We start from the raw sequence: 14067 nt of genomic DNA on the forward strand, positions 1-14067 counted from the left end.
GGCCAGCCCCGGCAGGATGTTCAGAAATACACCATCGACCCCGGCGCAGACCGGCAGGCCAAGATGGAGGTGGAGGGTTTTGGCAACGCCCCTGTCAAGCTGCCCGAGGACGTCTTGTTGGAGAACATCCGCAAGGTGCAGCGCGGCGCGATGCTGCCCCCGTCGGACAGCCTGACGCATCACACCGATGACAAGGGCAAGACCAAGCCCGCCAGCTACAAGCCCGGCGCGCAGATCAACCTCGACGTCGAGATGGAGACAGGCACGGGCAAGACCTATGTCTACATCAAGACCATGTTCGAGATGCACAAACGCTATGGCTGGTCCAAGTTCATCATCATGGTGCCCAGCGTGGCGATCCGCGAAGGGGTGGCCAAGTCGATCCAGATGACGGCTGAGCATTTCCAGCAAGAATACGGCAAGAAGGTCCGGGCGTTCGTCTATAATTCAAAGCGGCTGCACGAGCTGGAGAGCTTTTCGTCGGACGCGGGCATCAACGTGATGGTGATCAACGTTCAGGCCTTTAACGCGTCAGGGGCGGATAACCGGCGGATCTATGACGAGCTGGACGATTTCCAGTCGCGCAAGCCCATCGACGTGATCGCCAAGAACCGCCCCATCCTGATCCTGGACGAGCCGCAGAAAATGGAAGGGCCGGCGACGCAAAAAAGCTTACCGCTGTTCAACCCGCTGTTCATCCTGCGCTATTCGGCGACGCACAGAACCGTCCACAACAAGGTGCATCGTCTGGATGCGGTGGATGCCTTCAACAGGAAGCTGGTCAAGAAAATCAAGGTGCGCGGTGTGGAAACCAAAGGCCTGAGCGGGACGAACCCCTATCTGTTCCTGCACCGGATCGAGACCTCAAGCGCCGCGCCGGTCGCCTGGGTGGATATCGAGGTCAAGATGCAGAGCGGGATCAAACGTGTCGCCCGCAAACTGGAACAGGGGCGCAACCTGTTCGATCTGTCCAAGGGGCTGGAGGTCTACAAGGATTTCGTTGTCAGCAATATCGACGCCCGCGATGACACGGTGCATTTCACCAATGGTGATGAACTGCACGCGGGTGAGGCGTCGGGCGATGTGACGGAACGCGACATCCGGCGCATTCAGATCCGCGAAACGATCTCGGCCCATCTGGAACGCGAACAGGCGCTGTTCGCGCGTGGGATCAAGGTGCTGTCGCTGTTTTTCATCGACGAGGTGGTGAAGTATCGTGACTACGACCAGGCTGACGAGCAGGGCGAATATGCCAGGGTGTTCGAGGAAGAATACGCGCAGGCGGTTGACGAGCTACTTGCTGAGTTGCCGCTGGAGAATGTGGAGTATCGCGACTATCTGACCGGGATCGAGGTGGGCAAGACCCATCGCGGTTATTTCTCGATCGACAAGAAGGGGCGGATGACAGACCCCAAGGCTGCCGCCCGTGGCGAGTTGGCGGGCCAATCGACAGAACCCAGTGATTACGATCTGATCCTGAAGGACAAGGAGCGGCTGTTGTCCTTTGAGGAACCCACGCGTTTCATCTTTTCCCACTCAGCCCTGCGAGAAGGTTGGGACAACCCCAATGTCTTCGTGATGTGCATGCTCAAGCACAATGAAAGCCAGAACACCATCTCACGGCGTCAGGAAGTCGGGCGCGGTCTGCGGATCGCGGTCAATCGCAATGGCGAGAGGATGGATCATCCGGTGACCGTGCATGACATCAACGTGCTGACCGTAGTCGCATCGGAGAGCTACAAGGGGTTTGTGACAGCCCTGCAGAAAGAGATCGTCGAGAACCTGTCGGCTCGGCCCAAGCAGGCGGATGCCGAGTATTTTGATGGCAAGACGTTGAAAACCGGCGATCTGGAGTTGGTCTTGGACAAATCGCTTGCCAAAAAGTTGGAGCGCTTCCTGATCAAGAGCGACTATGTCGATGAAGATGGCCACATCACCGCCGCCTATCACGAGGCCCGTAAGTCGGAGGCACTGGCAGAGCTTCCCGAGGAGCTGGAAGCCCATCGCGATGCCGTCTTCGCGCTGATTGACACCGTTTTCAATGGCAGGGCCATCGACGACATGTTCAGCGACGGGCGCACCCCAAAGAGAAACCGGCTGAATGAAAATTTCCAGCGCAAGGAGTTTCAAGAGCTTTGGCGCCGGATAAACCGAAAGGCCGTCTATCAGGTCGAGTTCGACAGCGTCGCACTGGTCCAAAGCTGTATTAACCGGTTGGAAAGCGAACTGCAGGTTGCGCCGCTGCAATATCTGGTGACGGAGGGTGCCTTGTCCGATGACGTGACCGATGAAAACCTTCGGGATGGCAGTGCCTTCGTGCAGGGGAAAATTCGGTCTGAGAGCGGCAAGAGTGCACATTCACGCGTGTCATACGATGTCATCGGATCAATTGCTCAGAATACTGATTTGACACGCAAGACCGTGGGCGAAATCCTGGCCGGGATCCAACCGGCAAAATTTGGTGAGTTTGCCAAGAACCCTGAACAATTCATCGCTGATGCCTCGCACTTGATCCAAGAGCAAAAAGCAACCGCGATCATCGAAAAGCTGACCTACGATGCAGTCGAAGAGCGCTATGATTCCGAGCTGTTCACGGCGGGCGAAACGGGCAACGACTTCAAGAAGGCGACTGAGAAGCTGAAGAACCACGTCTATGATTATGCGATCGTGGATTCAAAGGTAGAGCGCGACTTTGTCAGGGATCTCGATACAAGCGCAGAGGTTGTCGTTTACTCCAAACTACCACGCGGCTTCCTGATCCCGACACCCGTTGGTGACTACAACCCGGATTGGGCGATCGCGTTCAAAGAAGGCGGTATCAAGCATCTCTACTTTGTCGCAGAGACCAAGTCTGACCTCCCCTCGATGAAGATGCGTGAACTGGAACAGACCAAGATCAAATGTGCCCGAAAGTTCTTTGACGAAATCGGTCGACGGATCAATGACAACAGCGTCAAGTATGATGTGGTCACCAGCTACTCTGAACTTATGACGCTGGTGAAAGATGTGGGGTGAAGAAACCGCGGTATCTCCCTCAAGTTTCCTGTTGACGCCAAACAGACCATTTTCCGCTTGCAGATCAGGGTGCCCCGTTAAGCATCATCGCTGTGTGCAGGCCCTCTGTGGCGGACTAGCAGATCCCCTCAAGGATTTGAGCTGCCAGGCACCCACAACTGTTCGACCCCACGTCTTCCGTCTTTCCGACCAAGCTGCACCACGACATCGATGCTGGACGCGGCATAGCGCCTTACCTCCTCAAAGCTCATATTGATGCCCACCGACATGACCATGAGGGCAAGGCGGTCGAGCGCCTTCTGCGCGGTATCGGCGTGAATTGTGGTGAAAGAGCCTGAATGGCCGGTGTTGATCGCGTCGAGGAAGGTCTTGCACTCATCGCCGCGCAACTCGCCAAGAATGATCCGGTCAGGACGCATGCGCAAAGAGGTCTCCAGCAATTTGGCCGCGGTGCGCTCACTTGAGGGGACACGGTCAGCCTTGAGCATCGCGCGATTGGGCTGCGGAGGAAAGAGCTCGAATGCGTCCTCGATGGTCACGATACGCTCCGTCTTGGTCACCAGCGCGAGAAGCGCCCGGGCAAAAGTCGTTTTGCCCGTGGACGTCCCGCCGCTGATCATGATGTTCAACCGCTCTTCGATGCAGAGTTTCATGGCGGTTCGAATATCCCCCGCCTCGGTCAGTGCGATCACCCGTTCGGCTTTTGCCTGTCGTTCGGCATCCAAATCCACCAGTCCACCGTGCAACAGACCGATGTCGCCCAAGGTGAGTTGGTCTTCACTGTAGCGGCGCAAGGTGATCGACGGCCCGCCATCCACGACCGGTGGATAGACGACCTGTGCCCGGATCGGCTTGCCGTTCATCTCGATCTTGCCGGAGACGAGCGGCTTTTTCTCGCTGATCTGTCCGTGGGTGGCGCTGGCAATGGATGTTGCAAGGTCCCGAGCTTGGGAAGGGGAGAAAAACACACCTTCGAGGCCGACCATATGCTCAGCCCCCCGGGTTTCCACCCAGACCTTTCCATCGGGATTGACCGCTATTTCGACCACGCAGGGATCGGCGATCGGTGCAGCCAGGGGTTTTAGATAGGTCGAAAGAAAACTGGCTTTTTCTGCCGTCGGGTTCATGGCTGGCCGCCCGTGTGTTTCAGGTTTGTGTTGCTTTTAGACACGCGGCCTCTCCCTTCGGTCGAACGCGTGTTTCGGCACATGATTATTTTGTCGAACCTGAAACGCACTCAATAGAACTCGAGATCACGGTCGACGATCACACTGATCGCAGCACCTGGCTGGACCGAAATAACCGGAGGCAGGGTGGTATATTCGCCGATCACCGCATTGGTGGCCTGCGAAAAACTGCCCGCGACATCCTCGGCAATTTCTGATCCGGTCTCGGAGCTGGCCTCGGATGCGGCGATTGCCGGTCCTGCGCCGATGATCGAGAGCAATGCGGCTGTGCCAAAGCGCAGCCCAAAGCGGGAGTTCACGGAGCCAGTGACGCCCGAGCGGCCCTGATCGTCCGCGCCAAATGCGGCGAGCTGAACCGATTGCCCCTCGGGTGTGACGATGCGTGACCAGCCAACCAGAATGCGGGCCTGGCCCAAAGAGACATTCGAATTGTAGGTCCCGAAGAGGCGGGAGCCTTCGGGAATGAGAACGCGGGACTGATCGAAACTCCAGACCGGGTAGTTCACGATGGCGGTAATCTGTCCGGGCAATGTGGATTCGATGGCGGTTTCCAGTGACGCTTGAATGAGCGTGCCCTGCAGAACCGTATTGGAAGGATTGGCGATTACCTCCGCTGTCGCGACTTGAACGGGCTGGGCACCGTCCAACACGAAGGCGCGCGCCGCCGCATCTCCGACCGCAGGTCCCCTCTCAGGGTCAGATGCCGGACTGCCCGTCAGGCCGCCCGCATCAAAGATCACCCCTTCGGACCGGATTTGTGTGTTGCGCAGCGCCGCCGCCTCGGCACGCCGACGGTCCAGTTCAGCCCGTCGCGCGGCTTCCTCGGCAGCGAGCTGATCCCGCTCGGTTTGCGCGCGTAGAGCGTCACGCATACCGTCATCGATCTGCTGTTGCAGGGCGTCGTTCTGGCGCTGCAGTCCGAGCATTTGCTCCATCAACTGCTCCATCCGGCCATCGGCAACACGCGCGCGTGCGGCAACCTCATCAGCGAGACGTTTTTGCGCTTCAAGATCGGCTTCTGCCAACCGGGTGTCCATCTCGCTTTGCATCTGGGCGATGAGCGCCGTGTTCTGTTCCTGGACCGAGCGCAGCGCTTCGGCCAGCTCGGCGGAATTGTCGGGGGCAGGGGCCTCGGCCAGTCTTGCCAACTGGGCTTGTAGGGCGACCACGTCGCTCGCAAGCTTGGCGTTCTGTTCCTCGAGGGCTTGGCGCTGCGCCGCGAGTTCATCCTCGATTGGTCCGGGATCGAACCTAGGCTCTGATCTTTGTTCGGTCGGTTCCGCGTCGGTTGTCATGCGGCCGAACCCGTCACCGTCGACCTGATCCTGAAAGTCGTCGGCTTTCGATGTTTCAACGGCAGAAGTGATGCCGCTGCCTTGCACAAGCGGGTAGGCAATGATGGCGGTCCCAGCCAGAAGCAACGCACCCAAACCAAGCCTGAGCCCGAGAGATGCGCGCCGCTTGGGTGCGAAGCTGTATTCCTTTTCCCCGGTTTTCTCGTTGCTCATGATCAGAACTCCCGTCCACGCAGGGCGGCCACGGCAGCAGCCTCGGTCGTGAACCCACCAGTTTCACGGGTAATGCAGATATGATCGTCGCCCATGCGGATCGTGTAGGCGTCCCGCACGCCGGTGACCCGCACGACCGCACCTTGCGTCTGGCTGTTCTGGGTGATCTCATAGCCTTGAGCGTTCAAGCCGAAGATCGAGGGCCGCACGCCGGGCCGGAATTCAAAGAAGGTCGAGCGCCCATCATTCCAGACCCGCACCGGGCGGATCGCACCGCTGCCCGCGAACTGATAGCCGGTATCTCGGCCTCCAGCCGCAAGCTGGCGCCCGGCGGGTCGCTCGTCGGGAAAGTTTACGACGACCCGGAAAGACTGTGTCCGCGAGCGTCCCTCTGTCAGATAGAAGGCGACAGCGCGGCGGTTGGTAAAGATCGTCAGGTTTGTCGCAGCCCGTGCCTCGACAGGCTTGATCGAGATCGTATTGCGGTTTGACAGAACCTCCACTTCATAGGACGCGGAGTCACCGATCAGGACTTGATTGATCCGTTCGCCGGGACCGAGTTCGATTGACGTGTTCACCCGAAGGTGGGTGTCGATCCGGATCACATCCGTAGGGTTGAAGGTCACGTGGCGAACGCGGGCGTCCTGACCCATGGTGACCGGTGCGCGCTCGGCCAAGGCGGGCGTTCCGAGCAACCCGCCGACCGTTGCGATGGCAATTATGAAGGTTTTCATGAACTATTCTCGTGTCAGTGTTTCGGCATCGACCCGGTAAGCGGTCACCGAGAAGCCAAGGGGATTTTCCCAAACGCGTGTCAGGGAGCGTTCGCGGCGGGGGGCAAATTCAAACCCTACGGTGGCGATGAATGTTTGCGTGACGGGGGTCTGGTTGGGTCGGGTGAGGCGTTTGTCGAACCGGATCTGAGCCACTTCGTCCTGCAGGAAGGTGATCGCCCGCACGCGGACATCGACCTGCGCATTCGCGCCGTAGCTGCGCGGTGGATAATTCTCGGCCCCCGCGGTCCAGAGTTCTATCAGCGAGGCGCGGGCGGGCCCGCTGGAGCGCCGCTGGACACTTTCGAGCCGTTCTTGAATGCCGTTCCTGAAATAGCTTTCGCGGTCGCTGATATAACTGACAAGCAGGGATTCCTTGATCGCTTCCTCATCGGTGATACCAGTCGGCTGAACCTGATAGATGCGTTCTGCTGCACCCGACGTGCTGTCGACGAGGACGGTAAACACTTCGGTTTCGCGCAGGGGCAACATAACCGTAATGGTCAGGGCCAACAGCACGGATACGGCGCAGGAACAGCCCGCAACGATCCATGCGGCGCGCGCTGCCCGGCGCGGACCCATCACCAAATCGATATCGAAATCACTCATGACTATCCCTTCTTCATCTTTCCGGCGAGCTTGACCGCACCGCCCGCATAGCTCCCGGCGCGGGCCGCGCTGGACGATCGGTCGGAGACGCCTTGTCCCTGAAGTCCTGCATTGAAGCCCCGTCGCATGTCATCTCCGCCCCGGATCGCGGCACCGGTATTGCGCCACGCGTTCCCGGGCATCCGCGCGGCATTTGCACCGATCGAGGCGAGGCCGATGTTCGTGGCGGCAAGCCCTTGCGCGAAAGTTGGCACGAGCAACATCAGGCCGGCGCCGATCATCATCACCACGACGAACGAAATCGCGTCCCCGAGTGTTTCGACGCTGTCGAGGCTATCAGGTGCGACAGCTTCACCCGTCGCTATGGTGAAGCCAGCCATGGCAGCCACTAACAGCGGCACAAAGGAAAAACCGATGGCGAGTTTGACCCATGCCTCGAACAGCGGCGCCGATTGTTTGAATAATGTGCAAGCCACGACCACAGGTGCGATGGCGATCAATACCGCCAACATGATCTTGGCGGCCGACAGAACGATGATGGTGATCGTCGCCATGGCGGCGGCCACAAGAAACATGACCACGCTGGTCATGGCACCGGCCAGCCAGCCTCCATTCTGGCTGATCGCCTGCCCGACATTCAGGGCTTGGGAGTAGAGATCGTCTATGCCGTCATAAAGGTTTGTGACATCACCACCTGAGAGGGAGTTGAGAATACCTGCACCAAGTTCGGCAGGAGCATTTGTCAGCGCATCGTACGGAACAGAAAGGTTTGCGTAGATCAAAAACACATTGACCAGCACAATGCGCAGCCCTACCGACACGATTGTGGAAACCGAGAGCGGCACGGCTTGCAGACCCACATTTGCGCCTACAAGAACGACCACCAACACAGATGCGGTCTGTACAACCGGGCGTACTGCGGCAACCGTATCAGCATACGTGTCAGCTGCCACGCCCGCGACAGTGGCATCTACCAATGCCAGAACCTCAGCGATTATGGCCATCCTTAACTACCACACCGCTCCAATTGGAAGTTCTGATAGCGCTCGTTTACATCTGACCAATCGCTACGACGGTATTTGCGAAAGACGCTGAAATCGCTGGTAGTTGCATCCTGCGCCGCTTTGCCAATCCGTTCCTGCGTAAACGCATCGAGCGACCCGAGATCATAGATGCAGCCGCAGAAGCCCTGCGACATTGCAAGCTCTCTCAGGTCGGTGCCGAAGCCCCACCGAACCGCTCCTCGAAAAATCTCGTTGCCGAAAAACTCAGTGTCCGGATAGCTGAAGGTGCAGGTTTGCGGCTTCGGGAACATCAAGAGCCCTCTTGCCTGTACCTCGCGCATGAGATCGAGGAGGCGCTCTTCCTCCCCATTTTCGGTGGCAGTGACGACCTCCCCGAGCAACGTATCGTCGGGCAGGTCTTGCAAGTCTTCCGCCCAGGCACTGCCTGCTAGGGCGATGAAAACTGCAAGTGCTTTGAGTGATGTATTCAAGGGTCAGTCCTCGGCGCCGGAGAAATCAAAGAAGGAGCGTGTGCGGGCCTGCTCGGCCGCGAAATCAATGCCGTTTTGACCTTGCGCCAAGCCTTGGGCGGCATTCAGGCGCCACATCTGACCCAGCATGTAATTCGTCTCCGCGGCCATACGGGTGTTGAGATCGATCGATTCCTTGAGCGTTTCCTGATCGCCAATCGCTTCCACCAGCCCATCGATGCGCTCGATGCTCTGGGCGGCTTCCTCGTAGGAAATTTGGGCTTGCCCGATAACCATGGCATTGGCAGCCGCCAGATCGGCTATGGCAGCGCCTTGCGGGTTCCCGGCGTCGTTCAGCTCGGTGAGTTTTTCCGAGGTGAACCCCGCACTGGCCATGGTCTCGCGCATGGCATCTGCGGCGCGGCGCTCACCCATGGTGACGTCGCCATCGAGCAGATCGTCCAGCAGGCTGTCAAAATCCCCGAGTGACAGGTTGTCCATGAAACCCGATAGATCGGTGATCTTCTGAGCGCGGGCACGCAGGTCCTCCACATCGTTGTAGAGGGCTGCGATTTCATTCAGGCCGGTAATTGAACCCAGGACGTCATCAAGAAGGCCCTGAATGTCAGTGAGGCGCTCGATCTGGGTGCGCAATTCCTCGATTTGCTGGAGCTGGTTTTCTGCATCGCGCAGCGCGGCCTGCAGCTGCTCGATATTCTGCGCGAGGTTCGATCCATCGATCACAGGCACACCCTGAGCGAAGGCAGCGGGCGGGTGTGCCGCCATGAGAGTGCCCGCGACAATAATTGCGGCAATGCGGGTGTCAGCCCTCATCGGAATACCTCCAGAAAGTGGATTGCTCTAAGTGATCGGCGGCCTCGGTCAAACCTTGTGCCGCTTCGACTTTCACGTGGGTCGCGCGCAGACGCAGCGTCAGCGCGATGAGCCGCGCCCGTTCAGCAAGCATATAGGTGGAGCGGTCCAGCGCCTCTTTTGCGTTACCGGGCGGATCTTCACGCAAAAGCGCCGCGATCCTCGTCATGGCCTGATCGATCTGGGTGCCCATGTAGGCGCCATAGCCGACCGAGGCATCCGCCCAGTTGCCCCAGGCGGCCGAGGCACCATCGAAGCCCGCCAGTGACCCTGTCATGTCGACGCCGGTGATGGTGCCAAGATAGTCGTTGTAATAGCCGTTGATACGCCGGACGTAGGTCTGGGTTTCCTCGAAAGGAGGCACACCACCATATTCGAGAACACGGCCGGGGCCTGCATTATAGGCCGCCAGAGCGTGATCAATCCGACCGAAGCGGTTCAGTTGCGTGAGAATGTAGCGTGCGCCACCGTCCAGGTTTTCCCAAGGATCATACGGGTTCACACCGAGATCCGATGCTGTGCCCGGCATCAGCTGGCAAAAACCGCGCGCACCCACGTGGGAGACGGCTGCATTGTTGAAACGACTTTCCTGCTTGATCAGTGACTGAAACAAGATACGCCATGTCAGTGGCGTCAGACCGGCGGCCGCAACACCGGGATGCCCCTCATAGCGCCGCGCCACCGTGATGATCATGCGCTCCACGTCGCTTGGCTCACCGAAGAGGCGATCGGCATCAGGATGATCTTCCTGGGCTGGGTAAGTCTCTGCAGCGCTCGCCCAGCCGGGCCCACCAGCCTCGAACCCACTCAGGTCGGTGACACCGGTGGTCTCCGCAAGGAAACGTTCGTAGGCTTCAAGCTGCTCTTGATAGATGTCCGCTTGATCCTGGCGGGCGTCGCGCTTCTGGCCCTGCCGCAAGGCGTCGCGTGCGAGCTCTTCGACGCGCGACACAGCGCGGGCAAGGTTGGAGCCATCGATCACTGGCACGCCCTGCGCGGAGGCAAGCGAGCCAAGACCCAAGGCCAACGGAATCGCCATTCTAGAAGCTCTGGAAATCACAATGCGCATTCCGTGAAACAAGATCGGGAGCAGGGGCCGAGAACGCCATCGCGGGCCGTTCAAAACAGGGCGATCGCACGCCTGTTGATGCACCTTCGCAAGCGCTCAGGACCGTCATGGCGACCAACAGAAAAAATCGTGCTTTCACATCATGTCCTTCCAGAATTCTTCTTTCTTGCGCCAATTGGCAGGCGCCTTTTCCTCGCCGGTCTTGCCGCCACCAAGAACAGTAACCAGACCGCCCAAGCCTGCGAGATCGGTATTGACGAACACGCTGTCGGCGCCAGAACGGATCAATGCCAGCCGCAACCCGGCTGTCGGGCTGGAAAGAAAATCCGCCTCGCGCGCGTTCAGGCGCAGGATGCTGTAATCCTCCGGATTTGCCCGTGGATTGGGAAACAGGATCTGGGTTGCCACACTTTCCGCGATGATCTGGCCGACCGAACTTTGGTCCAGATGGCCCGGTGTCTGGGTCAACATCATCACCACGCAGTTGCGCTTGCGCATGGTAACCAGCCAGTCATGGAGGCGCTTGACGAAGATATCGTCAGCCAACATCTTCCACGCCTCGTCGATCACAATGATTGTTGGTCTGCGATCCTCGATCACGCGCTCGATACGGCGGAAGAGATAGGCGAGCAGGGCTGAGCGTTCTGCGTCCTGGTCCAGAAGTTCGGTCATGTCGAGACCAAGGACATCCTCGCCAATGGCAATCGCCTGGGCACTGGGCCTTGAGAAAAGCCAACCGTACCGGCCGACTTCTGTCCATTCCCGCACGCGGGACACCAGGTCGCCATCATCATCGGTGGAGGCCACGAGACTTGCCAAACCGTCGAAGGTTCTGAGGCCCGGCTCCGCGGCGGCGATCTGACGAACCGCCTCGTTCAGTGCTGCGGTCTGGACCGTCTCAAATGGACGGTGACGGGCCAGAATGTCGCCGAGCCAATCTGTCAGCCAGGCGGCCCCCCGCGCATCGGTCTCCGTGGTCATCGGGTTAAAGCCGGTGGGCTGGCCCACCTTGATTTCGCTGTAGCTGCCACCCAAAGCGCGGATCGCCATCTCCAACCCCTGATCCTTGTCGAAAACGATGACTCGCGCACCCACTCTTCGGGCCTGTGCCATGAGAAAAGCCGTGCCGAGTGTCTTGCCGGACCCGGTGCGGCCCAGAACAAGCGTGTGCCCGACGCTTGGTTCATCGGTCCGGCGCCCGGCTTCGTGAAAGTTGAACCGGTAGAGGCTGGAGGTCACGGTCGGGAAGGCCGTGATCGTCTTGCCCCATGGGCTGGCCTCAGGTCCGCGCCCTGGCCGTGTCTTGTGAAAGGCCGCCAGTTCCGCGAAATTGTGCGACGAAACGATCCCGTCACGGATCCGGTAGGCCCAGTTTCCAGGCGCTTGCGCGAAATAGAGTGCCTTTGCGGCCCAGGATTCCCGGACCAGAACGGCACCGGTCTCTTGCCCCGCCCGCCAGATCTCGGAAGCTGCCTGTTCCAGTTCCTCGGCGCTGTCACAGAAAACCTGCACGGAGGCGTGATGTGTCCCAAAGGTCGACCGTCCGGATGCCACGGCGTCGGCGGCTTCGATCAATTGCTCTGTCAGGCTGACACCAGCATCCTCGGAGGCACCCCGCTGGCGAAAGGTGCGTTGAATGCGCTCAACCATCTCATTGGCGCGCCGCGGCGTGAAAGAGTTGGTGATCGTGATGTCATAGGGCAGTTCCAACGCGTCAAGCATGGTTGGCCAGGTGCGACTGGGATAGGATTTTATCCCGAAAATCGCGCCGTATCGTGCGCTGTCGCCGCTTTCCAGCCGCATGGTTTTGCCTTGAAAGCTGACGTCGAAATTGCTCATCGTGTCAGCCAACAGTTGCCCGGGGGCCGCGATGATTTTGCCGTAGCTCTGTCCGTGAACCGCGGCCAACACTGCAAGCCAGTCCCCGCTCGAGACTGTCAGGCGCGCTGCACCTGCGTCGGAATACATTGCCATGAGCAGCGTCATGGCCTCTTCCAGGGCAACAATTCGCGTATCGATGTCTTTCTGGAAATCGCGGCCCCCGCCTAGGGCACCCAGAACCTTCGAGAATGCCTGCGGCATCGACGGACGCATCAATACTGTCAGCATCAAGGTGCGGGCTTTCAGGTCACGTGCGCGCAGGCTTTTCTGCCACGCCGCGTCTACCGCATTTGCAAAAGGCATACCGTCAGGCGCAGCAAGGTCCGCGACATCCGGGCGTGATACCTTGTTGATGTGGAAACCGAAACGCTCGCCCAACTGACTGACGATCCGGGCAAAGCCTTCACTGATCTCATCGATCCGGGCGTCATCGCTGGTGAAGCTGTCGATCCCGCCAAGCGTGACCGACGCCATCAGATCACCCTGCCGCGTCAGGATGACATTGTCTCGCACCGCAGCAATGTAAGGTAGGTGCCGCCCAAGACGCTCGGCTTTCAAAACCTTGTCCCCAAGTGCATCCCGAACAGCGCTGCTGGCAATTAACCCCCGAAACTCACGCGACATAGAGATCGCCCCCATTACAGGATCGCACACTCGTTCGCGGGGTGCGCGACATCACCACGTTCAAAATCTGAAACAGATGTGGATTGCGGTCTGCGACCAGCCAAAGCGGTGGGTAGCCCGCAAGGAACACCAGCAGGAACCGCATGTCGTCAACCAGAATGAAAGGGATCACGGATGCGAAGACCAGCGCCACGAAATATCCGATCGGGAGACCGAATATCCGTGGCGGCTTGGTCAGCCCCAGAAAGAGTGGTGTGTCGCGCATGAAGGTCTCTGCAGTCAGTCAGATCAAGGAGCCGCAAAGCCGTCGATGATGGTCTCGGCCGAAAAGATCAGCACCACGCCGACAAACACGGCGACGAAGATCGGCCAGTTGAGACGCCCGAAAAACATCATGACACCCGATCCCACGAGAGCGAGCACGCCGAGGCCACGACCGATCGGACCCGTCACCGCGTCGATGATGTTGTCGATCATGTCAGAGACCGGGCTGAGGTCCTGTGCAAGCGCCGGGGCTGCGGCCAACATCAGCAACGCGGCCAATGCCGCCCGGGTATAGTCGATGCGTTTCATATCTGGTCTCCGATGGATTGGGCATAGACGGCCATGACCTTGCGGACATGGCCTTGGGTTTCGCGGAAGGGGGGAATCCCGCCATGGCGCGCCACGGCTTCGGGGCCGGCATTATAGGCTGCAAGCGCAAGCTGCGGCGTGCCGAAACGATCAAGTTGTGTCAGCAAGTAGCGGGCGGATCCATGCAGGTTTTGCTCAGGATCATGCGGATCGACGCCAAGCACGCGCGCAGTGTCCGGCATCAACTGCCCAAGCCCGATTGCGCCGACATGCGACCGCGCGCCTGGATCAAATGCGCTTTCAATAGCGATGTTGGCGCGAAAGAATGCGAGCCAATCGCGAGAGGACATCCCGGCTCTCCGCAGGGCCGGGTGGTCCACGTAAACCGACCCCACATCAAGGATCATAGTCTCGATCGCAGGGCGGCCCGATGGGACCCGAGACGGAGAAAGGCGTGGTGAATCAAGAGGGACGACCTCGA

The 14067-nt window shown here is 59.3% G+C and carries 13 protein-coding genes; 1 reads left to right on the forward strand and 12 read right to left on the reverse strand.

Features of this window, described 5'->3' with window-relative positions; translation table 11 throughout:
- Nucleotides 1-63 precede the first annotated feature (63 nt).
- The gene (locus ATI53_RS07140; RefSeq protein ID WP_375342730.1) at nucleotides 64-3015 is read left to right on the forward strand and encodes a type III restriction-modification system endonuclease; all 2952 of its coding nucleotides are present in this window, start codon (nucleotides 64-66) and stop codon (nucleotides 3013-3015) included.
- Nucleotides 3016-3143: 128 nt separating this feature from the next.
- On the opposite strand, the gene virB11 is transcribed toward ATI53_RS07140, so the two are convergent.
- The 12 genes from virB11 to ATI53_RS07200 all read right to left on the reverse strand — a co-directional run bounded on the left by virB11 (nucleotide 3144) and on the right by ATI53_RS07200 (nucleotide 13936).
- Nucleotides 3144-4142 carry a P-type DNA transfer ATPase VirB11 gene (gene virB11, locus ATI53_RS07145; RefSeq protein WP_111550064.1) on the reverse strand — a complete coding sequence of 333 codons (999 nt, stop codon included), beginning with the start codon at nucleotides 4140-4142 and terminating at the stop codon, nucleotides 3144-3146.
- Between the two features lie 110 nt (nucleotides 4143-4252).
- A complete protein-coding gene (locus ATI53_RS07150; protein WP_111550065.1) occupies nucleotides 4253-5710 on the reverse strand; it encodes a TraB/TrbI/VirB10 family type IV secretion system protein in 1458 nt (485 codons plus the stop codon).
- A 2-nt stretch (nucleotides 5711-5712) separates the two neighbouring features.
- Complete coding sequence (locus ATI53_RS07155; protein ID WP_163025967.1) at nucleotides 5713-6387, reverse strand: TrbG/VirB9 family P-type conjugative transfer protein; 675 nt, start codon at nucleotides 6385-6387, stop codon at nucleotides 5713-5715.
- 60 nt (nucleotides 6388-6447) lie between these two features.
- Entirely contained in the window at nucleotides 6448-7092 is a 645-nt protein-coding gene (locus ATI53_RS07160) for a VirB8 family type IV secretion system protein (RefSeq protein ID WP_111550067.1), read from the reverse strand.
- Between the two features lie 2 nt (nucleotides 7093-7094).
- The gene (locus ATI53_RS07165; RefSeq protein ID WP_072506893.1) at nucleotides 7095-8096 is read right to left on the reverse strand and encodes a TrbL/VirB6 family protein; all 1002 of its coding nucleotides are present in this window, start codon (nucleotides 8094-8096) and stop codon (nucleotides 7095-7097) included.
- Between the two features lie 2 nt (nucleotides 8097-8098).
- On the reverse strand, nucleotides 8099-8587 hold the full coding sequence (locus ATI53_RS07170) for a hypothetical protein (protein WP_072506894.1): 489 nt from the start codon (nucleotides 8585-8587) through the stop codon (nucleotides 8099-8101).
- Between the two features lie 3 nt (nucleotides 8588-8590).
- Nucleotides 8591-9400 carry a type IV secretion system protein gene (locus ATI53_RS07175; protein WP_111550068.1) on the reverse strand — a complete coding sequence of 270 codons (810 nt, stop codon included), beginning with the start codon at nucleotides 9398-9400 and terminating at the stop codon, nucleotides 8591-8593.
- A complete protein-coding gene (locus ATI53_RS07180; protein WP_170134536.1) occupies nucleotides 9390-10478 on the reverse strand; it encodes a lytic transglycosylase domain-containing protein in 1089 nt (362 codons plus the stop codon). Before ATI53_RS07180 ends, ATI53_RS07175 begins: the two co-directional genes overlap by 11 nt.
- Nucleotides 10479-10643: 165 nt before the next feature.
- On the reverse strand, nucleotides 10644-13013 hold the full coding sequence (locus ATI53_RS07185) for a VirB4 family type IV secretion/conjugal transfer ATPase (RefSeq protein WP_170134537.1): 2370 nt from the start codon (nucleotides 13011-13013) through the stop codon (nucleotides 10644-10646).
- Nucleotides 13003-13278, reverse strand: a complete 276-nt coding sequence (locus ATI53_RS07190) for a VirB3 family type IV secretion system protein (protein WP_037239481.1) — start codon at nucleotides 13276-13278, stop codon at nucleotides 13003-13005. The genes ATI53_RS07185 and ATI53_RS07190 overlap by 11 nt, the downstream gene beginning before the upstream one ends.
- Before the next feature lie 23 nt (nucleotides 13279-13301).
- Nucleotides 13302-13586, reverse strand: coding sequence for a TrbC/VirB2 family protein (locus ATI53_RS07195; RefSeq protein ID WP_009819927.1), 285 nt, complete (start codon nucleotides 13584-13586; stop codon nucleotides 13302-13304).
- Complete coding sequence (locus ATI53_RS07200) at nucleotides 13583-13936, reverse strand: lytic transglycosylase domain-containing protein (protein ID WP_375342731.1); 354 nt, start codon at nucleotides 13934-13936, stop codon at nucleotides 13583-13585. The genes ATI53_RS07195 and ATI53_RS07200 overlap by 4 nt, the downstream gene beginning before the upstream one ends.
- Nucleotides 13937-14067 lie beyond the last annotated feature (131 nt).

Source organism: Salipiger aestuarii, assembly GCF_003259905.1.
GTDB lineage: Bacteria > Pseudomonadota > Alphaproteobacteria > Rhodobacterales > Rhodobacteraceae > Salipiger > Salipiger aestuarii.

Excerpts from the sequence above, each read along its gene's own strand:
- ATI53_RS07180 (WP_170134536.1), bottom strand. The coding sequence starts at position 10,478 with ATGGCGATTCCGTTGGCCTTGGGTCTTGGCTCGCTTGCCTCCGCGCAG.
- ATI53_RS07140 (WP_375342730.1), top strand. The coding sequence starts at position 64 with ATGGAGGTGGAGGGTTTTGGCAACGCCCCTGTCAAGCTGCCCGAGGAC.
- ATI53_RS07165 (WP_072506893.1), bottom strand. The coding sequence starts at position 8,096 with ATGGCCATAATCGCTGAGGTTCTGGCATTGGTAGATGCCACTGTCGCG.
- virB11 (WP_111550064.1), bottom strand. The coding sequence starts at position 4,142 with ATGAACCCGACGGCAGAAAAAGCCAGTTTTCTTTCGACCTATCTAAAA.
- ATI53_RS07195 (WP_009819927.1), bottom strand. The coding sequence starts at position 13,586 with ATGAAACGCATCGACTATACCCGGGCGGCATTGGCCGCGTTGCTGATG.
- ATI53_RS07150 (WP_111550065.1), bottom strand. The coding sequence starts at position 5,710 with ATGAGCAACGAGAAAACCGGGGAAAAGGAATACAGCTTCGCACCCAAG.
- ATI53_RS07175 (WP_111550068.1), bottom strand. The coding sequence starts at position 9,400 with ATGAGGGCTGACACCCGCATTGCCGCAATTATTGTCGCGGGCACTCTC.
- ATI53_RS07190 (WP_037239481.1), bottom strand. The coding sequence starts at position 13,278 with ATGCGCGACACACCACTCTTTCTGGGGCTGACCAAGCCGCCACGGATA.
- ATI53_RS07160 (WP_111550067.1), bottom strand. The coding sequence starts at position 7,092 with ATGAGTGATTTCGATATCGATTTGGTGATGGGTCCGCGCCGGGCAGCG.
- ATI53_RS07185 (WP_170134537.1), bottom strand. The coding sequence starts at position 13,013 with ATGTCGCGTGAGTTTCGGGGGTTAATTGCCAGCAGCGCTGTTCGGGAT.
- ATI53_RS07200 (WP_375342731.1), bottom strand. The coding sequence starts at position 13,936 with ATGTCCTCTCGCGATTGGCTCGCATTCTTTCGCGCCAACATCGCTATT.